Source organism: Plantibacter lichenum (assembly GCF_050587525.1).
Classification (GTDB): Bacteria; Actinomycetota; Actinomycetes; order Actinomycetales; family Microbacteriaceae; genus Plantibacter.
Genome location: NZ_JBOBFT010000010.1, coordinates 66,746 through 88,938 on the forward strand (window position 1 = coordinate 66,746; position 22,193 = coordinate 88,938).

A 22,193-nucleotide genomic window follows, 5' to 3' on the forward strand; every position below is an offset into this window, starting at 1 on the left:
ACATCATGACAACCGCACCCCTGCTGCAGGTCACGGGCATCTCGAAGCGATTCGGGGTGACCCGTGCCCTCGACGGCGTCGACCTCACCATCCGCGCCGGCGAACGCGTCGCCGTGATGGGCGAGAACGGCGCCGGCAAATCCACCCTCATGAAGGTGCTCGCCGGCGTCTACAGTCCCGACTCCGGGACGATCGCACTCGACGGCGCCCCCTACAGCCCCGCCTCCCCCTTCCACGCTCTCGCGGCCGGCGTCTCCACCGTGTACCAGGAGCCCGCCGTGTTCGCCCACCTGAGCGTCCTCGAGAACCTGTACGCGGGAGACCTCCCCCGCACGAGACTCGGGAACGTCGACGACAAGCGCATGAAGCGCGAAGCGGCGGCGCTCCTCGACCGGCTGCGCCTCCCCGCGCGACTCGCCGGGGCCGACATGGGCGAGCTGTCCCTCGCGGAACAGCAGCTCGTGCTCATCGCGCGTGCCGTGAAGAACGACGCCAAGCTCCTCATCCTCGACGAGCCGACCTCGATCCTCACCCATGCGGAGTCAGAGACGCTGTTCTCGCTCGTCGACCAGCTGAGCGCTGCGGGAACCGCCGTGCTCTACATCACGCACCGGTTCGACGAGCTCGACAAGGTCGCCGACCGATTCGTGGTCCTCCGCGACGGTGCCCTCGTCGGCGAGATCGACGTGCCGGACCAGAGTCGCATCCTCGCGATGATGGGCGGCCGATCCAGCTCGAGCGTCGAAGCCAGCGCCGAACTGAACGACACGATCTCCATCCCCACCGTCGTGGAGGACGGTGAACGGGTCCTCTCCATCCGCGGCCTGAGCGTCGACGGACGATTCGAGGACATCTCCCTCGACGTGCACGCCGGCGAGATCGTCGGCCTGTACGGACTCGTCGGGGCGGGACGCACCGAGGTCGCCCTCACCGTCTTCGGCGTCCTCGAACCCGACCGCGGCACGATGGAGCTCTCCGGATCGCCCTACACGCCCACCGGCCCGGCCGACGCGCTCCGCAACGGCGTCGCCTACCTGCCGGAGGACCGCAAGACGCAGGGCATCCTCCCGTTCATGAACATCCGCGAGAACCTCGTGGCCGCGACGCTCTACAAGCTCACGTCCTCCGGATTCATCTCCCGGAAACGCGAACGCGAAGTGACGGACCGATGGATGCAGACCCTCGCCGTGAAAGCGGCCGGGACGAACGCGCCCATCACCTCGCTCTCCGGCGGCAACCAGCAGAAGGTCCTCCTGGCCCGCGCCGTCGCCACCGAACCGACGCTGCTCATCCTCGATGAGCCCACACGCGGCATCGACGTGGCGACGAAGACCGACATCCACACCGACATCGGCGCACTCGCCCGCGGCGGAACGGCGATCCTGCTCATCAGCAGCGAACTGCCGGAACTCCTCGGGCTCGCCGACCGGGTGCACGTGCTCCGAGAAGGAAGAATGATCCGCACACTCAGCACCTCCGAGGCGACGGAGGACGCCGTCCTCCGGGCAGCCGTCGGCCTGAGCGATGAGGCGGCACCCGATGCCTAAGCTCACGCTCTCCCGCGCACGACTCCTGCTCCTCCCCGTCCTGCTCATCGCGGAGATCATCGTCTTCGCGAGCCTCTCACCGCGGTTCCTCACGGCCGACAACTTCGCGAACATCGTCATCAACGCGTCGGACCTCGCCCTCATCGCCGCGGGACTCACGCTCGTGATCATCCTCGGCGGGATCGACGTCTCCACCGGATACGCCGTCGGCGTGGTCGCGTGGATCGCGGCGAAGCTCATGAGCGCCGGACAGCCCGCGATCGTCGTCGTGCTCGTCTCCCTCGTGGCCGGCGCCGTCCTCGGCTCCATCAACGGACTGTTGACGACCGTCGCGAAAGTCCCGCCGATCATCGCGACCCTCGGGACGGCGGCCGTGTTCCAGACCGCGCTCTTCGCCCTCTGGAACAGCAACGACCTCTTCACCGCTCCCATCGCGCCGATCCTCTCCGGCCAGCGAGTCCTCGGCGTCCCGATGGTGCTCGCCGTCGTGATCGTCGTCTACGCGCTCCTCTGGTGGCTGTCACGGAAACGCCGCTTCGGCCGGAACGTGTACGCGATCGGCTCGAACCCGGAAGCCGCATCACTGTCCGGCATCCGCTCGCGGCTCGTCGTGTTCGCCTGCTACGGGATCCTCGGGCTCCTCGTCGGCCTCGCGGCCACGATCTACGTCGGCAGGGTCGGCGTCGTCCAGGCCTCGACCGGCAACGAGCTCACCCTCCTCGCGATCGCCGCGGTGGTCGTCGGCGGAACGTCGATCCTCGGCGGCGAAGGCAGCGTCCTCCGCACCCTCGGCGGACTCGCGTTCATCGTCGTCCTCCAGAACGGCATCGTGCTCGCCGGAGTGCCGCCGCTCTGGAACGGGCTCATCATCGGCCTCACGATCCTCCTCGCCGTCAGCGTCGACGTCCTCGCCAAGCGGGGCGACAGTCGCAAACTCTTCCGGAGACTCGCATGAACCGCATCCAACTCACCGACCGGCGACTGTTCCTCGTGGTACTCATCGTCCTCCTGGGCGTCGTCATGTCGTTCCTCTCGCCGTACTTCCTCCGGGCGGACAACCTCCTCTCGATGACCCAGTACGGAGCGGTGCTCGGCCTGCTCGCCCTCGGCCAGACCTTCGTCATCCTCGGCGGCGGAGGCGGCATCGACCTCTCCATCGGTTCCACGATGAGCCTCGCTACGGTCGTCTTCGGGCTCACCGCGGTGCAGCTCGGCCTGGACCCGTGGCTGGCCGCCATCGTGGCGATCGCCGCGGGCGCAGCGCTCGGAGCGATCAACGCCGTGCTCATCAACGTGCTGCGGCTGCCACCGCTCATCGCGACCCTGGGAACGCTCTACCTCTACTCCTCTCTCGCGCTCGTGCTCTCCGGCGGCGTCGACATCAACGGCTTCGACCGGTCCGGCTTCGCGTACCTCGGGCAGAGCAAGATCGCCGGCATCCCATTCCAGGTGCTCTTCGTGCTCGTGCCGGTCTTCATCCTCGCCGCCGTCTACATGGTGCGGACGAGGCAGGGACGGCAGATCTACGAGGTCGGGAACGGCTCCATCACCGCGGCGCTCGCGGGGGTCAACGTCCGCAAGGTGCGCACGTCCCTCTACGTGTACTCGGGGATGCTCGCCGGGCTCGCCGCCGTGGTGAACGCATCGTGGCTGCTCAACGCGAAGCCGACCGCGGGCGCCGGCATGGAGCTGCAGGCCATCACGATCGCTGTGCTCGGCGGCGTGGTCATCACGGGCGGCATCGGCACGATCCTCGGAACCCTCCTCGGACTCACCGTGGTCGTCGTCCTGAACTCGGGCCTCCAGCTCGCCGGCGTCAGCAACACCTGGCAGATCGGACTCCTCGGCGCCGTGCTCATCGCGAGCGTCATCCTCAACAACATCGTCGGACGGAGGCGAACACGATGACCGTTCTGACGGACGTCTTCCCGGATCTCGCACACGCAGGGGAACGACCGATCGACCTCCTCGTCGTCGGCGACACCGGCGTCGACCTGCTCGTGCAGGTCGACGAGCTCCCGAAGCGGGACAGCAAGTCCATCGGGACGAGCCTCGGCATCTTCGCGGGCGGGATGGGCGCGAGCTTCGCGTCCTCCGCACGGCGCGCCGCCGAGGATCTCGACATCGCCCTCGTCTCGCGGGTGGGCAGTGATGCCTTCGGGCGGGCCTGTCTGCTCGATCTCGAGGACCAGCGCATCGGTACCGCGCTCGTTGAGACGATGGCGGACGAGATGACCTGGTGGTGCGCCGTCGCGATCGCCGACGACGGGGAGAAGTCGCTCCTCGGCGGGCGTTCCCCGGCGAGCCTGCCCGGCCCGGAACAGGTCGATGCGGCTGCTCTCGTGGGAGCCCGCTGGCTCCACGTCCTGGGCGACGTCCCCGGCTCAGAGGACATCGTCCGCCGGGCCGCGGACGCGGGCACCCTGGCCAGCGTCGACATCGAGGGCAGCTTCGTCCGCACTGACCGCGGACGGGCGGAGGAACTCCTGCGGACCGCCCGACTGAGCGTGCTCAACGAGGAATCCCTCCACGCACTCGCAGAGCTGGACGACGTGCACGAAGCGCTCGTCGAACTGCTCGGCCGCAGTGAACGGTCGTCGGCGATCCTGCTGACGCTCGGCACTGCGGGCAGTCTCTTCGCCTGGCGCTCGGACGAGGGCGCACTCCAGACCATCCGCCAAGCGGCCGAACCCGTCACCAGGGTCGTCGACACGACGGGCGCCGGCGACTCGTTCGCCGGAGCCTGGGTCGGACGAGCCCTCGCCGGCGACGACCTGACCGAGGCGCTCGCCGCAGCGGCCCGCAGCGCAGCGCTCACCATCACGCACTTCGGTGCACGGCAGGGCGGCCTGCCGAACTGGACCACGACGAACACGAAGGACGCACTGTGACCACGCTCACCACCGACCAGCCCCGCACCACGGGTGCGACGTACGACCGACTGCACGACAAGATCCTCGGATCGATCGCGACTGCGGTCATCGGCGACGCCCTCGGCGCCCCGACGGAGACCCGCAGCATCGGGCAGATCCGCCAGCTCTTCGGCGGTCGGGTCGAGGAGTTCTTCGCCCCGCTCCCCGACTCCCCGTACTCGCGGGGCCGCAGAGCCGCGCAGATCACCGATGACAGCAGCCAACTGCTCATGCTGGCTCGCGTCATCGTGGACTCGCAGAACCACCTCACTGCCCGCGGCGTCGCCGACATGCTCCTCGAGTGGTCCCTGAACGGCGACTACTTCCCGCACTTCGCCGGCCCGTCCACCCGCCGCGCCATCGCACTCCTGAAGGAGGGCGGCGACCCGGAGCAGATCGGCGCGGGCGGCAACGAGGCGACGACGGGCGCGAGCAACGGCAGCGCCATGCGCGTCGGCGTCGTCGGCCTGGCCCACCCGGGCGACGTCCGCGCCGCCGTCGACGACGCACTCATCACCTGCCGGCCGAGCCACTTCACCTCCCAGGGCGTCGCCGGTGCGGCGGCCATCGCGGGAGCCGTCGCTGCGGCCCTCCCCGACTCGGCGACGATCAACGATGTCGTCCAAGCGTTCCTGTGGAGCGCGGAGGAGGGCGACCGGCTCGGCGCAGAACTCGGCAGAGAGGTCCCCGGGGCATCGATCAGCGCACGCGGACGCCGGGCCGTCGAGATCGGCATCGGGGCGCGGAGCCTCGACGAGGCGACCCTGCTGATCTCCCGCGAGATCGGCACGGGCCTCCCCGCCTCCGAAGCGGTCCCCGCCGCCATCGGTTTCTTCGTCGCAGCAGCCGGCGACCCCTGGCTGACCGTTGTCGGCGCGGCGAACGCGGGCGACGACACCGACACCGTCGCGTGCATGGCCGGGTCCATCGCGGGCGCCTACGCGGGCTTCGCGCACGTGCCCCAGGACAAGTACCAGCAGGTGCTCGCCGCCAACCCGATCGACATCCAGGGCGTCGCGGACGAGCTCTACGCACTCGTCAGCCGCTGAACCCCACGCCCTCCTGAACCACCATCTCCAACAGAAAGCGAGCAGCCATGAGCGCTCCAGTCGTTATGCCACCGCGCGCGAGCGCCCTGCAGGACGAATTCGACGTCAGCCACCCCATCGTCGGCGTCGTGCACCTCCGCCCTCTGCCCGGCGCGCCCTCCTACGACGGCGAGTCCGTGCGGGACATCGCTGCAGCCGGTGTCCGTGACGCCCTCACCCTCGTGAACGGGGGCATCGACGCGGTCATGATCGAGAACGCATCCGACCAGCCGTTCCTCCGCCCGGACGACATCGGACACGAGACCGTCGCAGCACTCACCGCCGCCGGCCTCGAGATCCGCAACGCCGTCGACGTCCCGCTCGGCGTCACGTGCGTGGCGAATGGCGCCATCCCGGGCATCGCGGTCGCGAAGGCGATCGGCGCGCGATGGGTCCGCGTCAACCAGTGGGCGAACGCCTACGTCGCGAACGAGGGCTTCCTCAACGGCGAAGCAGCCAAGGCCCTCCGCTACCGCAACGCGATCGGCGCCCGCGAGGTCCGCATCATGGCCGACGTCCACGTGAAGTTCGGCGCGCACGCGATCACGGCCGACCGGTCGATCGCGGAGCAGGCGACGGACGCCGAGTGGCACCTCGCGGACGTCCTCATCGCAACCGGTACCCGCACGGGCTCCCCCACCCAGCCGGCCGAAGTGCAGGAGGTGCGCGCGGGGACCAACCTGCCCGTCATCGTCGGCTCCGGCCTCGACCCGGAGCAGCTCCCGGCGCTCTTCGAGGTCGCCGACGGCGCGATCGTCGGTCAGTGGCTGAAGGAGGACGGCCGCTGGTGGAAGCCCGTCGACCCGCGTCGTGTGGAGCGACTGATGACCGCCGCTCGCACCTTCCGCGACCGCGCCTGAGCGCCTCGCACCCTCGTCCGGGCGCCGACTCCCCCGATCGGCGCCCGGGCTCCACTCCACTGCGCAGTTCGTGTGGGTCCGTGCCGCCGAACCCACCACGACTGAGCATCGAACCGGAGCCGATCGTCCCTACGATTGACTCATGACGACGCCGGAATCGCCCGAGACCGCCTGGTCCCCGCTGGAAGGCAGTTCGCACGCCGTCGCCCTCGAGATCCTGCGGCACGGGCCGGCGGCTCGAAGCGATCTCGCTCGTCGCCTCGGGCTCTCGAGCGCATCGCTCACCCGCCTCACGAGACCCCTCCTCGAATCCGGGATGCTCCGCGAGCTCGACGCCGTGCAGGGCAAGCCGATGGGCCGCCCCAGCCTCCCGCTCGACCTCGAAGTCGACGCTGCCCACTTCATCGGCGTGAAGCTCGTCGCCGGTCGCTTCTACGCCGTCGTCACCGACCTCCGCGGGCGTGTCCACGAGCGCCTCGAGGGAGGCCTCGACACCTCGACACCCGAGAACACCGTCCGACAACTCGCCGATCACGTCGCCCGCATGCGCAGGAACGACCCGCGGATCGCCGCGCTCGGCGTCTCGGTCGGCGGCGCGGTCAGCGGTCGACGCATCGTGGAGCTGAGCGACCTCCTCGGCTGGGGCCGCGTCGACCTCGCCGACGAGCTCACCCGCGCGACCGGCCTCCCGAGCCACATCGAGAACGACGTCACCGCGCTCACGCAGGCCGAGCACTGGTTCGGCGAGCAGAGCGAGCTCGACGACTTCATGCTGCTCACGGTCGGTGTCGGCATCGGCGGCGGGCTCGTCTTCGGCGGCCGCCAGGTGACGGGCGCCGGTGGCACGGCCGGGACCATCAGTCACATCGAACTCGATCCGCAGGGGCCCGTCTGCTCATCCGGTCACACGGGATGCGGCGTCACGACGATCACCTCGGCCGCCGTCGCCCGACGCGTCGGTGAGGTCCTCGGGCGGGAGGTCACCTTCGATGAGGCGATCGCCAGCACCGACCCGCGCGCACAGGCCGTCGTCGCTCACGCCGCGTTCCTCGTCGGCAAGCTCGCCGGCATCATCGCCTCGATCCTCGCTCCGCAGAGCGTGCTCATCGCGGGTGACGGCATCGGCATCCTGGAACACCACCGCGACGACCTGCAGCAGGGCTTCGAGTACGCGCTCCCCCGGCGCGGGTCGGCCACGCAGATCGAGATCAAGCGCTTCGACTTCTGGAACTGGGCGCGCGGCGCCGCGGTCGTCGCCATCCAGATGCACGTCAGCGGCTACTAGTCCTCCACAAACAGCCGAGGTGAGGCTTCCGGTTGTTCAAGGGAGCTCAGAACAACCGGAAGCCTCACCTCGGCGGGAGGGCGCAGGGTCAGTAGCCTCGGGACAGGATGCTGTTCACCTTCGTGTTCATCTCCGGAAGCGCCTGAGCCGGACTCACCTTGCCGATCATGATCGCCTCCATGACCGGGGAGACCGCGAGGCCGATCCGGTTCGGACGGCTCGTCACGGGGGCGAGGTGCGTCGTCTTGTCATCCACCTGCACCGTGAACCCGCTCACGTCGACTCCCTTGTCCAGACGAGACTGCACCGACAGCCGGGTCGACTCCTTCTGAGCCGGGAACACGATGCCCGCCTGCGCGATGAGGTCCTGGCATGTGCGGCTCGCCATGAACGCGACCCACTTCGCAGCCTTCTCCTTGCGGGGCGACTGCGCGTTGATGGAGTCGGCGAGCCCGTTGAACATCGATGCGCGTTCCCCGGTCGGGCCGATGGGCGTCGGCGCGATGGCAACGTCGATGTCTTTGAAGCCGGTGTACGTCGAGATCATCCACGACCCGTCCTGCGACAGCGCGGCCTGCTTCGCCGCGAACTGCTGGTTCGCACCGAAGTTCCCGTTCGCGGTCGTCGCCTGGTCCGGTGTGAAGCCCTTGGCGATGAGGCCCTGGTACCACTCGACCGTCGCGATGAACCGCGGGTCGTCGAAGTGCGTCTTCGTGCCCCACGGGTTCGTGTTCGCGTACTCCCAGCCAGCCGAGAAGGCGAACGAGGACCACTGCGTCTGGCCCAGGTTGCCGCCGCCACCGCTCTGGGACATCCCGTACACGGCGACGTGCTTCGGGTCGAACCCGGGCTCGTCACCACGGACACCGTTCTTATCGATGGACAGGTGCGCGATGATCCGCTCGAAGGAACCGCCGTCCTCGGGATTCCAGGTCGCGGTCGCCAGTTCCTGTTCGCTGATGCCGGCATCGGCGAGCATCTGCTGGTTGGCGAAGAACGCCACCGTGTCCCAGTCCTTCGGGGCCCCGTACTGCTTGCCGTCCTGACCGACCCACAGCTCGGTGAGCCCGTCCTGGTACTGAGCGGGGTCGATCTTCGCCGTCGCCGCGAGGTCGTCGAGCGGTTCGAGGACGTCGAGGTCGACGAAGTCCGCGAACTTCGACAGGTGGTCGGTGAACACGTCCGGTCCGGTGCCCGCGATGAAGCCGGCCGTGAGCTTCGACCAGTAGTCGTTCCAGCCGTACTGGGTGATCCGCACCTTCAGCTCGGGATTCTCCTGCTGGAACGCGTCCGCGCACTGCTGGTACCCGGGCTGTTGGGCGGAGTCCCACAACCAGTAGGTGATGGTGTCGTTCCCGCTCGTGGACGGGTCACCGCTACTGCAGGATGCGAGGCCGACGGCCAGGCCGAGCGCGGCGATGGAACTGATGACCCTGGTGCGAGTGCGTGTCTTCATAGGAGTCCTCACTTCAGTCCGTTGAAGCCGATGGAGTTCACGATGCGCTTGGCGAACGCCAGGAACAGGATCATCATCGGGAGGGCGGCGACCAGGGCTGCGGCCATGAGGCCAGACCAGTCCGGGCCGGTTTGCGGCGTCTGGGCGTTGAAGATGCCGAGTCCGACGGTCAGCACCCGCGACTGGTCCGTGTAGGAGATCATGAGCGGCCAGAAGTAGTCGTTCCACGCACCGATGTACGTCAGGACCGACAGGGTCAGGATCGGCGCCCACGACATCGGCAGGATGAGGCCGAAGAAGACGCGGATCTTGCTCGCGCCGTCGAGGGTGGCCGCTTCTTCCAGTTCGCGCGGGATGTTGTTGAAGAACTGCCGCAGGAAGAAGATCGCGAACGGCGCCATGAGCATGCCGGGGAGGGCGATGCCGAGGAGCGTGTCGATGAGGCCGAGCTGCTTGATGAGCACGAAGTTCGGCAGCAGCGTGAAGATGCCGGGAACCATGAGCGCCCCGAGGAAGATCCCGAAGACGGCGTCGCGGCCCCGCCAGCGCAGACGGCTGAACGCGTACGCGGCGAGTGCCGAGAAGAAGATCTGGCCGACCGTCACGAGCGTCGCGACGACGACGGAGTTGAGCAGGTACCGCCAGAAGTCGATCGACTGTCCGGACCCGCCGGCGGCGATCGCCTCCTCGCCTGTCTGCAGGCCGAAGACGCGTTTGAAGCTGTCGGTGGAGAACTCCGGCGGCAGGATCGCTTCCGGATTGGCGAGGAGCGCCGCGTTCGTGGAGAGGGAGGACCGGATCACCCAGATGAAGGGGAACAGGGTCACGAGGATGATGCCGATCATGATGATCCAGGCGAACAGTCGCCCGATCGAGAATCGGCGTCCGCCGCGAGGGTCAGGCGTCTTGTCGCCCGCGGTGGTGATGGAGCGGGTTTCGGTGATCGTTGCAGTCATGGCGTCGCCTCAGTCCAGGTCGGTCTGGCCGGCACGGGTCATCCGGTACTGGATGACCGTGACGATCATCAGCAGGATGAGCAGTGCGACCGAGAGTGCGGACGCGTACCCGAAGTCGAAGTCTCCGAACGCGGTGTTGAAGATGTACAGCTGCAGCACGTTCGTCGAGTTCGCCGGGCCGCCTCTGGTGGCGACCGAGACGGTGTCGAACACCTGGAACGAGCCGATGACGGACATGATGAGCACGAGCGCGAGGATGGGGCGGAGCAGCGGCAGGGTGATGCCGAAGAAGGTGCGCACCTCCCCGGCGCCGTCGACCTTGGCCGCTTCGTACATCGTGCCGGGAATCGACTGCAGGCCCGCGAACAGCAGGAGCGCCGTGTAGCCGACGTGCCGCCACACGTTCACGAGGGCGACGGTGATGATCGCCCACCGTTCGTCGCTCCAGAAGGACATGTTCTCGATGCCGATGAGGCCGAGCATCTTGTTGAAGATGCCGTAGTTGGTGTCGAGGATCCAGAGGAACACGAGAGCGACGACGACGTTCGAGACGAGGTACGGCGTGAGGACGAGTCCGCGCAGCAGCGTCGATTTCGTGAGTCGCTGCATGAGGACGGCGATGAGCAGGGCGACGAAGATCTGCACCGTGATGTTCACAACCACGTACTGGATCGTCACCCACAGCGAGTTCCAGAACTGCGGGTCCTGCACGAGACGGACGTAGTTGTCGAAGCCCGTGAACTCGGCCGGCGTGAGCAGGTTGAAGTTCGTGAAGCTCAGGTAGATGCCGCGCAGGGTCGGCCAGATCATGAACACGAGCAGGCCGATGGTGGCCGGCAGGATGAACCAGATCGCGATCCTGGTATCGTCCCGTCGGTGCCGTCGGCCGGCCGTGACCGGGGCTGTTGTTGCCATTTCGACGTCCTTGTCTGTCGGTTGGGATGGAGTGGAGTCGCCGTGTCCGGGCGCGTTGGAGCGCCCGTCCGCGGATGGTCGTTCCGGGTGGGTCAGTCCGCGTCGAAGCGCACGATCCACGCGCTCGCGGGTCGGAGCGCCGGGAGCTCGAGTCCTGCGCGCATGAGGCTGGCGCCCGTGAGCACGGTGGGTTCTGAGGCCCACGGGGTGAGGTGCTCAGGCGCTCCGGACGGGAAGACGGGGGTGACCAGGTAGCGACGTGCCGGGTCGAGGCCTGCGAAGCGGATCGCACCGCCGTTCGAGTGGGTCTGCGATGCGAGGAGCGCGAGCGAGAAGACGGCGTGCGCGCGGTCCTCGGAGACGACGCCGTGCGCGTACCAGGCGGGGTCGGCGACGTCGAGGCGGACGAGGTCGCCGCTGTGCAGCAGATCGCGCAGTTCCTTGTGCGTCGCGATCCACGCCGTCAGTTCCGCGGTCTCCTGCTCGGTCGCCGCCGCGAGGTCCCATTCCACGCCGAAGTGCCCGAAGAGCGCGGACGCCGCCCGGAACTCGAGCGTGTTGGCGCGGTGCGTCGTGTGCGAGATGCCGGATGCGACGTGCGTGCCCATGATCTCCGGCGCGATGAGCTGCGTCGTCCACCGGTTCATGAGCTGGCGGTCGAGCGGGTCGATGTTGTCGGACACCCACACGCGATCGGTGCGTTCGAGGACGCCGAGGTCGACGCGGCCTCCGCCGGATGCGCAGGACTCGATCTCGAGACCGGGGTGCGCTGCCTTGAGCTCGTCCATCAATCGGTACGCCGCGAGCGTCTGCTCGTGGGTGACGGGTCGTCCGGTGAGCAGGTTGCCCGCCTCGATGAGATCACGGTTGTGGTCCCACTTGATGTACGCGATGTCGTATTCGTCGAGGACCGCGAGCATCTGGTCGCGAACGTGGGCGTACGCCTCCGGGATCGCGAGGTCGAGGACCTGCTGGTGACGGGCCTCGATGGGCCAGCGACCCGCGGAGGCGCCGATGATCCACTCGGGGTGGGCACGCGCCACATCGGAGTCCGCGTTGACCATCTCCGGCTCGAACCAGAGGCCGAACTGCATGCCGAGACCCGTGACGAGGTCGACGAGCGGTGACAGGCCATCGGGCCAGGCGTCGGCCGAGACGACCCAGTCGCCGAGGCCGGACCTGTCGCCGCGACGCGAACCGAACCAGCCGTCGTCGAGGACGTACCGTTCGATGCCGAGAGCGGCGGCGCGGCGTGCGAGATCGGCGAGGCGTTCGAAGTCGTGGTCGAAGTAGACGGCCTCCCACGTGTTGATCGTCACCGGGCGGGGTGTGCTCGGGTGTTGCGGGCGGGACCGCATGAAGCGGTGGAAGCGACGAGCGACGGCGTCGAGGCCGTCGGCGTGGGAGAAGTACACCCAGGGCGAGGAGTACTGCTCGCCCGTGCCGAGGACGATCTCCCCTGAGTCGAGGAGTTCGCCGCCGCCGAGGACGCCCGCGCCCGTCCAGAGGCGTTCCGCGTAGTGGGTGTGGTTGCCGGAGAAGCCCGTGTGCACGGCCCAGAGTTCGCCGTCGCCGAAGTCGAAGCCGGGCCCTCCCGCGTGGAGGAGGTAGGCGGAGTCGGCGCCGGTGCGGCCCTTCCGATTCTCGCGCAGGTGCGTTCCGACATCGAGTTTCGTCCGCTGAGGGACCCGCTCGAGGCCCCAATGACCGGCGAAGTCGAGGATCTCTGTCGCGACGGTCGGCAGTGGGAGGGTGAGGACGAGGTCGTCGAGTTGATACGTCTCGCCGTGGTTCGTGACCGTCGCACGCTGGCGGACGATGCCCTGCGCCGTGAGTTCCACGGTCAGTTCGAGGGCGAGCTTCGTGTCTGCGCAGACGGCTTCGACCGTGAGCGATGCACCCGTGCCGTCGAGTTCGAGGTAGCCGGTCGCCTGCTCGTCGTTCACCCGAAGGGCGTCGACGACGAAGACCGGGGAGAAGTCCCGTCCGCCCCGTGATCCGCGGAGTCCTGGGCGGCCGAGCCATCCCGTCCACTGTTCCGGGAGGACGCTCGGCAGGAGCGTGACGTCGAGGTTGTTGTTGGCGGGGACGGGTGCCGTCGCTCGGATCTGCGCACGGGCATCGGCCTGGGTCAGTGTTCCGAGGTCACCGCCCCAGTGGTGGATCACGGGCAGTCGTCCGTCGCTGACGTCGAGGAGCAGGGACACTCCGGCGGCTCGTGCGTGGAGCAGGATGCTCGGGCTGGATTCTGAGGACATCGATGTCACTTTCCTTACTTAACTCTGTAGCGAAACTAATGCACAGACTTTGTTAGGTCAATAGCCCATCACGCGCGGGCGAGTCGCGCGCACCCACCCTCCTCCGCCCCGACGACCGCCGAGGTGAGGCTTCCCGTCGTTCACGCGCCCCGAAAACGACCGGAAGCCTCACCTCAAACGAATGAAGCGGGGCCGGAGAGGCCGGGACACACTGGGGAACGGGTCGGCTCGCGACCCGGGCTGGGGGAATCATGTCGGAATCGGTGGAACACACTCGTCAGAAGCCGAGCGCGGGCTGGATCTGGCTCATCGTGGCGATCGCCGCCGTCCTCGGTCTCGTCGCCGGGTTCCTCGGCGGAATGCTCGGCAGGAACACCGCGAGCCCCGCACCGGTCTCGACGACCTCCGTCGTCGCAGCGGAAGGGGCGGCATGCGATGCGACGCGCGTGTCCACCGACGTCCTCCCGGCCGTCGTCACGATCTCCGCGAGCAACGGCTCCGAGGGCGGCATCGGCACGGGTGAGATCATCCGCAAGGACGGGTACATCGTCACCAACAACCACGTGATCTCCGTCGCCGCTTCCGGCGGGACGATCGAAGTCCTCTACAGCAGCGGCGAGAGCACGTCGGCGACGCTCGTCGGCCGCGACCCGCGCGCCGACCTCGCCGTCCTCAAGGTGGAGCACTCCGGAGACCTGCCGACTATCGCGCTCGGGAAGTCCTCCGCTGTCGAGGTCGGCCAACCCGTCGTCGCGCTCGGAGCCCCGCTCGGCCTCTCCGGTTCCGTCACCTCCGGCATCGTGAGCGCACTCGGTCGCGATGTCACGGTGCCGGGCGACGACGGCCAGACGGCCATCCTCGCGGGCGCGATCCAGACGGACGCGGCGATCAACCCGGGCAACTCGGGCGGACCGCTCGTCGACTGCTCCGGCAAGCTCATCGGCATCAACTCGGCGATCGCGACCGTCCCCAACGCCTCGGGAGAAGCCGGCGGGGGTTCCGTCGGCATCGGGTTCGCGGTCCCCGTGGATCGTGCGATGTCGATCGTCGAGCAGATCATCACGACGGGGAAGGCGAACTACCCCTACTTCGGCGTCTCCGTCGTGGCGATCCCGCAGAACGTCGCCGCGGACTACGGGGTCGACGCGGGCCTGTATGTGGCATCGGTCGTCGCCGGCGGTCCAGCCGATGCGGCCGGCCTGCAGCAGGGGGACATCATCCTGACGGTCGACGGCGAACCGGCCACCGGCCCGGAGGCGCTCACGACCGTCACGTTGAAGAAGCAGGCCGGCGACACCGTCGACCTCGGCTATCTGCGCGACGGCAAGCAGGCGACGACGACGGTCACCCTCGAGGAGGCTCCGTCCGCGAGCTGATCACGGTTGCTCGCGGTCGTACGGGGCTGGGTCTCACACCCGCCCGAACCGATGCGGCGCCCGGCCGGAGACGCCGACGTCGAGCGAGAACACCCCTCCGCTCAGCGGCGAGCGGACGAGCTGCTCTTCCGTGAGCTGTTCGCGGGCCGAGCCGATGAAGAGGGTCCCGAATCCCGGGCCGCCGAACGCGACGGACGTGATGTTCGGCGCATCGACCGCGATCTCCTCCGCGACCTCGCCGCCCGGCGTCCAGCGGAGGACGACGCCCTCGCCGTAGACGCCGTTCCAGAAGCACCCGTCGACGTCGAGCGCGAGACCGTCCGAGGCATGACCGACGAGGAACGGTTCGAGGGCGCCGAGGTCTCCGTCCGGTCCGTATTCGGCGCGGTAGACGGTCGATGCGGCCGTGTCGGTAACGTACATCGTGCTGCCGTCCGGGGACCACTCGAAGCCGTTGGCGACACCGAATCCGCCGAGGAGCGTCCGGGAGCTCCCATCGGGTTCGACCGAGTACAGCGCGGCGTCCGGCTCGCCCGTCGTGAGGTTCATCGAGCCGACGATGAATCGCCCGAACGCGTCGACTTTGCCCTCGTTCAGGCGGAGCCCGGCGTGCGCATGCTCGATCTCGACGAGGGTGCGCTCGATCGCACCGTCCGCATCGAGGAGGACCACGCGGTCGCCGAGCGATGCCACGAATCCACCGCCAGCGCGCGGCTGCACGGCGGTCAGCGGTGGTGGGAGTTCGACGACGAGATCGTCACCGCCGTCACGCGCTCCGCCCAGAGGAGAGCGGTGCAGCGTTCCCGCGCTGATGTCCACCCACACGAGCCGTTCAGCCGCATCGTCCCACCAGATGCTCTCGACGAGGATCGAACGGGTGTCGCGGAAGACGGATGGGGTACGGGAGCGGTCGTCCATGCAGCCAGGCTACGGCGGTCGACTCGTGGATGGTCAGGGCTTGCGCACGGAGGGCCGCATCGTCAGACGCCGGTGAGGAACGCATCGATCACGGCCGCCGTGGCACCCGGCTGTTCCAGGTGCGGGAGGTGGCCTGCGGCCGCGATGACGACGAATTCCGCACCGGGGATCGCCGTGGCGACCGCGCGACCGTAGGCGGGGGTGACGATCCGGTCCGCGTCGCCCCAGAGCACGAGCGTCGGGATCGCCAGCGTGCCGACCCGCTCCAGCAGGCCGGGGTCGTGCATGTACGGATCGCCGGCGTAGCCGCGGAGCGAGGCGAGGTTCCCGCGCATGGTCACGAGCTCCTCCGGCGTCCTCGTCGCGGGGTCGATGTACCCGCGCGCGGGGTCGGCCCACGAGTACTCGGCCACGCCGCGGGCGTCGAGGGCGAAGAAGTCGCGGATCGGCTCGCCGGGGACGTCGAACCCGACCGTGTCGATGAGCACGATGCGCCCGATCACCCGATCGGCGGCATCGCGGTGCGCGTCCAGGACCGCCATCTCGGCAGCGATCCAGCCGCCGACGGATGAGCCGACGAGCGCGACGTCGCGATGCCCGGCGGAGACGAGCTCCTCCAGATACCGTGCGGCGAGCGTGGTGATCGTGTCGTCGACGACGGTCGCCGTCCCGTTCCAGCCGGGGTGGACGGGCGCCTCGACGGCGAACGCCCCGGAGAGGTGTGCGACGAGCGGGGCGACCGTGGCGGGACCGCCGCCACCGTGCAGGACGAGCGCGGATCGAACCATCGTGACTCCTAAATAAACATGTTTATATAACGGTATTGATATAGTAACACCATGCCCGTCGATCTCGAACACCTCGGCCGATCCGTCAAGCGCGTGCAGGATCGCGACCATCGGGCGCTCGACACAGCCCTGCGGACCATCGGGATCTCACTCGTCCAGTGGGACGCGCTGAAGGCGATCGACCGCAACCCCGGAGCCTCAGCACACGATCTCGCGGTCGCGACCTTCCAGAGCGACCAGGCGTTCGGCACCCTCGCGACCCGTCTGATCACCGCCGGATGGATCGATCGGAGCCCTGGCGACGGACGCCGCCTGCACCACCGCCTCACCGAGGACGGGCAGTCGATCCTCGCCGAGGGCCGCGCGCTCGCCCGGGGCGTCTGGGAGGAGCTCTTCGCGCCACTGGACGATGATGAGCAGCGCGCGCTGGCGGCCCTCCTGGAGAAGCTGGTCGGCTGATCACCCGCGCGAATCCTAGATATCCAACAGATGTTTGACAGTCGCGCGCCGAGCCATACGATGTTAACCGCACAACTAACCGACGGAGGAGCGCAGTTCGTGGACGATGACACCGGTTTCCTGATCTTCATGGCGATCGGGGTGCTGATCCTCGTCCTCATCGTGGTGTTCGGCGTCGCGTCGTCTCGGCGGAAGGCCAAGACGAACGCCCCCAGTTGGACGACTCGTGTCGCCTCGCTCGGTGCGCAGCCCTACCTGGAATCGTCCGACGTCGATCAGCCGGATGCCCGCCAGTGGGAGCTGTTCCAGACGATCAACGCCCCCGGGACCACGCTCGACGTCCCCGTGCTCGATGACGCCGGCGAGGACCGCGTCGCCACGCTCACGGTCGCGCGGGTGCAGCGTTCGCTCCGCGCAGGATGGCCGCAGGCGAAGATCGGCTTCACGGCGTACTTCCGCGAGTTCGAACAGTCCGAGTTCCCGCTCACGCTCGTCGTCTCCGGTGAGCAGCGCATCACGGCCGTCCAGCTGGATGCGGCGGGCGTGACCGCACTCACCGCCGACCAGACCGTCGTCTGGCGATCCGCCTGGGCCGACCTCAGCTACTCCAACGGCACGGACCTCATCCTGCACAACGGACGGCAGCCCATCCACATCGCGACGTCGGATGCTGATCAGGACCCGCTCGAGGAACTCGTCATCAAGTACGGGCGCCTCAAGCAGATGCACTTCTAGGCGCTTCGGGCCGTCCGGTCCATCGGCCCGGCGCTGCCGACACGCGGAGAACCGCACGGGGTGAGGTCCGTTCCACGGAATCGTCCTCCCCTCGTGCGGTTCTCCTGCGCTCGGGCGGCCCGCACGAGTGCAGGCCGCCCGCAGTGCGTCGGGTTCGGGTCCCTACGCGCCGATCCGGAACGGGATGCGCTCGAGCGCCTCCTCGCGCGACGACGGCCCCACGAGCATCTCGAACTCGCCGGCTTCCACGATGCGGTTCCCGGCACCGTCGACGATGCTGCAGTCCGCAGCGGGAACGCGCAGGCGCACGACCTTCGACTCCCCGGCTTCGAGCGACACCTGCTGGAAGGCCTTGAGCTCCTTCTCCGCCCAGCTCACCGAGGTGATGCTGTCGCTGATGTACACCTGCACGGTCTCGACCGTGGGACGCGTGCCCGTGTTGGTCACGGTGACCTCGGCTTCGACGACGTCCGCGACGGTCACGGCCGGCGTGAGCGCTCGCGCATCGGAGTACTCGACCGTCGTGTACGACAGGCCCTCGCCGAACGCGAACGCGGTGCGCTGCGTCAGGTCGGCGTACCGGTTGCCGTGCTGGCCGCGGATCTGGTTGTAGTAGGTCGGCTGCTGGCCGACGTGCACCGCGAAGGAGATCGGCAGTCGGCCGGAGGGCTCGACGAGGCCGAGCGCGACCTCGGCGATCGCGCGGCCGCCCTGCATGCCGGGATTCGCGACCCACAGGATCGCAGCGGCGTCGTGGGTCGACGGCGGCAGGACGAGCGGCTTCGATGCGAGGAGGACGACGACGAGCGGCTTGCCCGTCGCAGCGAGGGCGTCGAGGAGCGCGATCTGGCCGCCGATGAGCTCGAGCGTCGCCGTGGAGCGGGCTTCGCCGACGAGCTCGATGCGGTCGCCCACGACGGCGACGACGACATCGGCCGATTCCGCGTTGGCCACGGCTTCCGCGATGAGTCGTTCGTTCGCCTCCGCGGCGACGACGAGCGGGGACCTCGGCTGGCCGTCCGGGAAGAACTCGCCCTCGGGGTCCGGCACGACCGTGAGGATGTCGGCGCCCTGCGTGTACTCGACGGTCCAGTCGGCCGGTGCGTGCGCGGTGAGACCGTCGAGCACGGTGACGATCATGTCGCGGGGCTGACCGTCGAGCCATCCGGCCTGGCCGGAGGAACCGGCCCAGTCGCCGAGCTGGGTCTGCGCGTCGTCCGCGAGCGGGCCGACGACGGCGATCTTCCGCGGTGCGTCGCTCGGCGTCGCACGGCCCGTCTCATCGGCGACGAGGCCGCCGGCGAGCGGGAGCACGCCGTCGTTCTGCAGGAGCACGACCGACTTGCGGGCGATCTCCAGGTTGACGGCGGTGTGCTCCTCCGTGCCGACGGAGAGGCCGATTCTGTCGATCTCGGGGTGACGAGGGTTCTCGAAGAGGCCCAGTTCGAACTTGACCGTGAGGATGCGGGAGACCGCTGCGTCGAGGTCGCCCTCGACGAGCAGGCCGGTGTCGATCGCCTCGAGCGCGCCCTCGTAGAACTTCGGCGTCGTCATGACCATGTCGTTGCCCGCCTTGACGGCGGCTGCGGCCGCGTGGGCGTAGTCGGGCTGCACCTTCTGCTCCCAGACCATGCGGCCGACGTTGTCCCAGTCGGTGATGAGGGTGCCCGTGTAGCCCCACTCGCCGCGGAGGACGTCATTCAGCAGCCAGTCGTTGACCGTGATCGGGATGCCGTCGGTCGACTGGTAGCCGAGCATGAACGTCCGGCAGCCCTCGCGGGCCACCCGCTCGAACGGCGGCAGGAACCAGGAGCGCAGCTTGCGGCGCGAGATGTCCGCCTCGCTCGCGTCGCGTCCGCCCTGCGTCTCGGAGTACCCGGCGAAGTGCTTCGCGGTCGCGAGGATGGCGGTGGGATCGTCGAGTCCGTCGCCCTGGTAGCCGCGGACCATCGCGGAGGCGAGCTCGCCGATGAGGAACGGGTCCTCGCCGAACGTCTCGTCGACACGGCCCCAGCGCAGGTCCCGGGCGATGCAGAGCACGGGCGAGAACGTCCAGTGGATGCCGGTCGCGGCCACCTCGACGGCCGTCACACGGGCGACCTTCTCCACGAGTTCCGCATCCCAGGACGCGGCCATGCCGAGCTGGGTCGGGAAGATCGTCGCGCCCTCCCAGAAGGAGTGCCCGTGGATGCAGTCCTCGCCGACGAGCAGCGGGATGCCGAGGCGGGTCTCTGTCGTGAGTTCGTGCGCCTTGACGACACGCTCCGGCGAGGCGTGGAGGATGGAGCCGACGTGCTTGCCGAGGACGTGGTCGTCCAGGTCGTCGCGGGCGTCGAGCTGCAGCATCTGCCCGACTTTCTCCTCCGGCATCATCCGTCCGAGGAGGTCGGCGACGCGCTCGGCGACGGACAGAGCCGGGTCGAGGTAGGGCAGCTCGCGGGTCGCAGTGCGGTCGGGGCGGGGCAGGTCACTGCTCACGGTGGTGTTCTCCTTGTTGGTGCTGCTGTTCGGAACGCGCGGCCGGACGGGGATTTCCGGACGCGGACACGGCCTTCGCGCGATGGTGCATCGCGCGAAGGCCGTGGATTTACTTGGTCTGGTCGGTGGCGGTCGGGCCGCCTGGGACGCCGGTCGAGCCGGCGGGCGGGCCGCCTGCAGCGCCGCTCGGGGTCCGCACGGCGGTCACGCTGCTCGACATCGCGATGCCCTTCTTGCGCATCGCGCGGGCACGATCGCCCGCGGAGCGCAGACGCGGGTTGACGTACTCGTCGATGCCGAAGTTGATGAGCGAGAGGGCGACGCCGAGGAGTGCGATGCAGAGGCCGGCCGGGACGTACCACCACCAGAAGTCGGGGAATGCGCCGTTCTGCTGCGCCCAGAACAGGATCGTGCCCCAGTTCAGGTTGGTGATGGGGATCACGCCGATGAACGCGAGCGTCGTGAGGCCGAGGACGGCGGCGGTGACGGTGCCGACGAAGCTCGACGCGATGATCGCGAGCAGGTTCGGCAGCATCTCCACCGTGATCACGCGGTGGATCGGCTCGCCGTTCGCCCGCGCCGCCTGGATGAAGTCGCGGTTGCGGAGCGACATCGTCTGCGCACGGAGGACCCGCGCGCCCCACGCCCAGCCGGTGATCGCGAGCACCGCCGAGATGAGGAACAGGCTCGGGTTCTCGTACTGCGAGGCCACGATGATCATGAGCGGGAGGCCGGGGATCACGAGGAACACGTTGGTGATCGCGGACAGCGACTCGCTCTTCCAGCCGGTCACATAGCCGGCGGTCACGCCGACGATGACGGCGATGACGGTCGCGATGACGCCCGAGAGCATGCCGACGAGGAGCACGCCGCGCGTGCCGTAGATGAGCTGGCTGAGCACGTCCTCGCCCATGTGGGTCGTGCCGAGGAGGTGCGCCCACGACGGCGGCTGACGCAGGGCCGTGAAGTCCTTGTCGAGCGGGCCGTACGGGGCGATCAGGTCGCCGAAGACGGCGACGAGGACGAAGAAGCCGAGGATCGCGAGACCCGTGATCGACTTGCCGCTGCGGAACATCGCGAACGACTGCCCGACCTTCGCGAGGACCGTGGTCCCGCGGGGCCTGGCCGGTGCGATCGTCGAATTGAGTGCGGTGGTGTTTGGCACAGACATGGAATCAGGACTCCATCTGCCGGGCGCGGGGGTCGAGCACGGCGTATGCGACATCGGCGAGGATGTTCGCGATGAGAACGGTCAGGGTGATGACCAGGAAGATGCCCTGCATGAGCGGGTAATCCTTGGCGTTGGTGGCGTCCAGGAGCAGCTTGCCGACGCCCGGGTAGGAGAAGACGAGTTCCATGACGAGCGTTCCACCGACGATGAAGCCGAGGGACAGCGCGAAACTCGACAGCTGCGGCAGCATCGCGTTGCGGGCCGCATAGTTCCAGAGCACCCGGCGCGGTTTCAGCCCCTTCGCCTGCGCGACGGTCACGTAGTCCTCGTCGAGGACGGTGATCATCATGTTGCGCATGCCGAGGATCCACCCGCCGAGCGATGCGATCACGATCGTGAGCGCAGGGAGGGTTCCATGCGCGATCACCTGGCCGATGAAGTCCAGGCTGAACGTGGGTTGCGACCCCTTGCCGTAGGCGTGGGACGCGGGGAACCAGCCGAGCGTCGTGGAGAAGACCGCGATCGCGATGAGCCCCATCCAGAAGTACGGGACCGTGGAGAAGAACGTCGTGATCGGGACGATGAAGTCGGCCTTGCTGCCCCGGCGCCAGCCGATGTACGCGCCGAGGCCGGTGCCGAGGACGAACGACATGACCGTGGCGATGCCGACGAGGCCGATCGTCCAGGGCAGGGCGGAGGCGATGACGTCGGTGACGGGGGCGAGACCGCGGGAGAAGGAGCGGCCGAGGTCGCCGGAGAACAGCAGGCCCCAGTAGTCGATGTACTGCTGGAGGAGCGTCTTGTTCGAGTCGAGACCGAACAGGGTGCGCAGCGAATCGATGGCTTCCGGGCTGATCTTCCCCTGGTTCTTCAGGAGGTATGCGCTGACCGGGTCGCCCTTCATCACGCGCGGCAGGAAGAAGTTGATGGTGATGGCCGCCCACGCGGTGAACGCGTAGAAGATGGCGCGGCGTGCGAAGAATCTCACGGG

The 22,193-nt window shown here is 68.5% G+C and carries 19 protein-coding genes; 10 read left to right on the forward strand and 9 right to left on the reverse strand.

Annotated elements, in window-relative coordinates:
- The first annotated feature begins 5 nt into the window (after nt 1-5).
- From ACQ3HB_RS14340 to ACQ3HB_RS14370, 7 genes are all read left to right on the forward strand, one after another.
- Nucleotides 6-1,547 (forward strand): sugar ABC transporter ATP-binding protein, encoded by a 1,542-nt coding sequence (locus tag ACQ3HB_RS14340; RefSeq protein WP_430920764.1) that lies wholly within the window; start codon nt 6-8, stop codon nt 1,545-1,547.
- Nucleotides 1,540-2,502: an ABC transporter permease gene (locus tag ACQ3HB_RS14345; protein ID WP_430920765.1), complete on the forward strand. Its 963-nt coding sequence runs from the start codon at nt 1,540-1,542 to the stop codon at nt 2,500-2,502. Before ACQ3HB_RS14340 ends, ACQ3HB_RS14345 begins: the two co-directional genes overlap by 8 nt.
- A complete protein-coding gene (locus ACQ3HB_RS14350) occupies nt 2,499-3,455 on the forward strand; it encodes an ABC transporter permease (protein ID WP_430920767.1) in 957 nt (318 codons plus the stop codon). Before ACQ3HB_RS14345 ends, ACQ3HB_RS14350 begins: the two co-directional genes overlap by 4 nt.
- Nucleotides 3,452-4,438 (forward strand): carbohydrate kinase family protein, encoded by a 987-nt coding sequence (locus ACQ3HB_RS14355; RefSeq protein ID WP_430920769.1) that lies wholly within the window; start codon nt 3,452-3,454, stop codon nt 4,436-4,438. Before ACQ3HB_RS14350 ends, ACQ3HB_RS14355 begins: the two co-directional genes overlap by 4 nt.
- A complete protein-coding gene (locus ACQ3HB_RS14360) occupies nt 4,435-5,508 on the forward strand; it encodes an ADP-ribosylglycohydrolase family protein (RefSeq protein WP_430920771.1) in 1,074 nt (357 codons plus the stop codon). Before ACQ3HB_RS14355 ends, ACQ3HB_RS14360 begins: the two co-directional genes overlap by 4 nt.
- Nucleotides 5,509-5,555: 47 nt before the next feature.
- Nucleotides 5,556-6,407 carry a BtpA family protein gene (locus ACQ3HB_RS14365; protein ID WP_430920773.1) on the forward strand — a complete coding sequence of 284 codons (852 nt, stop codon included), beginning with the start codon at nt 5,556-5,558 and terminating at the stop codon, nt 6,405-6,407.
- 142 nt (nt 6,408-6,549) lie between these two features.
- Nucleotides 6,550-7,692 carry an ROK family protein gene (locus ACQ3HB_RS14370; RefSeq protein WP_430920775.1) on the forward strand — a complete coding sequence of 381 codons (1,143 nt, stop codon included), beginning with the start codon at nt 6,550-6,552 and terminating at the stop codon, nt 7,690-7,692.
- A gap of 88 nt (nt 7,693-7,780) precedes the next feature.
- On the opposite strand, the gene ACQ3HB_RS14375 is transcribed toward ACQ3HB_RS14370, so the two are convergent.
- The 4 genes from ACQ3HB_RS14375 to ACQ3HB_RS14390 form a co-directional block, all read right to left on the reverse strand.
- Nucleotides 7,781-9,148 carry an ABC transporter substrate-binding protein gene (locus ACQ3HB_RS14375; protein WP_430920777.1) on the reverse strand — a complete coding sequence of 456 codons (1,368 nt, stop codon included), beginning with the start codon at nt 9,146-9,148 and terminating at the stop codon, nt 7,781-7,783.
- An 8-nt stretch (nt 9,149-9,156) separates the two neighbouring features.
- Entirely contained in the window at nt 9,157-10,104 is a 948-nt protein-coding gene (locus ACQ3HB_RS14380; RefSeq protein ID WP_430920778.1) for a carbohydrate ABC transporter permease, read from the reverse strand.
- 9 nt (nt 10,105-10,113) lie between these two features.
- The gene (locus ACQ3HB_RS14385; RefSeq protein ID WP_430920780.1) at nt 10,114-11,019 is read right to left on the reverse strand and encodes a carbohydrate ABC transporter permease; all 906 of its coding nucleotides are present in this window, start codon (nt 11,017-11,019) and stop codon (nt 10,114-10,116) included.
- A gap of 92 nt (nt 11,020-11,111) precedes the next feature.
- The gene (locus ACQ3HB_RS14390) at nt 11,112-13,277 is read right to left on the reverse strand and encodes an alpha-galactosidase (protein ID WP_430920782.1); all 2,166 of its coding nucleotides are present in this window, start codon (nt 13,275-13,277) and stop codon (nt 11,112-11,114) included.
- 263 nt (nt 13,278-13,540) lie between these two features.
- On the opposite strand from ACQ3HB_RS14390, the gene ACQ3HB_RS14395 reads away from it, so the two are divergent.
- Nucleotides 13,541-14,653, forward strand: a complete 1,113-nt coding sequence (locus ACQ3HB_RS14395) for a S1C family serine protease (protein WP_430920784.1) — start codon at nt 13,541-13,543, stop codon at nt 14,651-14,653.
- Nucleotides 14,654-14,686: 33 nt separating this feature from the next.
- On the opposite strand, the gene ACQ3HB_RS14400 is transcribed toward ACQ3HB_RS14395, so the two are convergent.
- Nucleotides 14,687-15,571 (reverse strand): SMP-30/gluconolactonase/LRE family protein, encoded by an 885-nt coding sequence (locus tag ACQ3HB_RS14400; RefSeq protein WP_430920786.1) that lies wholly within the window; start codon nt 15,569-15,571, stop codon nt 14,687-14,689.
- Between the two features lie 62 nt (nt 15,572-15,633).
- The gene (locus ACQ3HB_RS14405) at nt 15,634-16,359 is read right to left on the reverse strand and encodes an alpha/beta fold hydrolase (protein ID WP_430920788.1); all 726 of its coding nucleotides are present in this window, start codon (nt 16,357-16,359) and stop codon (nt 15,634-15,636) included.
- Nucleotides 16,360-16,410: 51 nt separating this feature from the next.
- On the opposite strand from ACQ3HB_RS14405, the gene ACQ3HB_RS14410 reads away from it, so the two are divergent.
- Both ACQ3HB_RS14410 and ACQ3HB_RS14415 read left to right on the forward strand, forming a co-directional pair.
- Entirely contained in the window at nt 16,411-16,818 is a 408-nt protein-coding gene (locus ACQ3HB_RS14410; protein ID WP_430920789.1) for a MarR family winged helix-turn-helix transcriptional regulator, read from the forward strand.
- Nucleotides 16,819-16,917: 99 nt separating this feature from the next.
- Complete coding sequence (locus ACQ3HB_RS14415; RefSeq protein ID WP_430920790.1) at nt 16,918-17,553, forward strand: hypothetical protein; 636 nt, start codon at nt 16,918-16,920, stop codon at nt 17,551-17,553.
- A 162-nt stretch (nt 17,554-17,715) separates the two neighbouring features.
- Here ACQ3HB_RS14415 and ACQ3HB_RS14420 read toward each other — a convergent pair whose 3' ends face one another.
- The 3 genes from ACQ3HB_RS14420 to ACQ3HB_RS14430 form a co-directional block, all read right to left on the reverse strand.
- A complete protein-coding gene (locus ACQ3HB_RS14420; protein WP_430920792.1) occupies nt 17,716-20,031 on the reverse strand; it encodes an exo-beta-d-1,3/1,6-glucosidase in 2,316 nt (771 codons plus the stop codon).
- A gap of 109 nt (nt 20,032-20,140) precedes the next feature.
- Entirely contained in the window at nt 20,141-21,202 is a 1,062-nt protein-coding gene (locus tag ACQ3HB_RS14425) for an ABC transporter permease (RefSeq protein ID WP_430920793.1), read from the reverse strand.
- Between the two features lie 4 nt (nt 21,203-21,206).
- On the reverse strand, nt 21,207-22,190 hold the full coding sequence (locus tag ACQ3HB_RS14430) for an ABC transporter permease (RefSeq protein WP_430920795.1): 984 nt from the start codon (nt 22,188-22,190) through the stop codon (nt 21,207-21,209).
- Nucleotides 22,191-22,193: the final 3 nt, after the last annotated feature.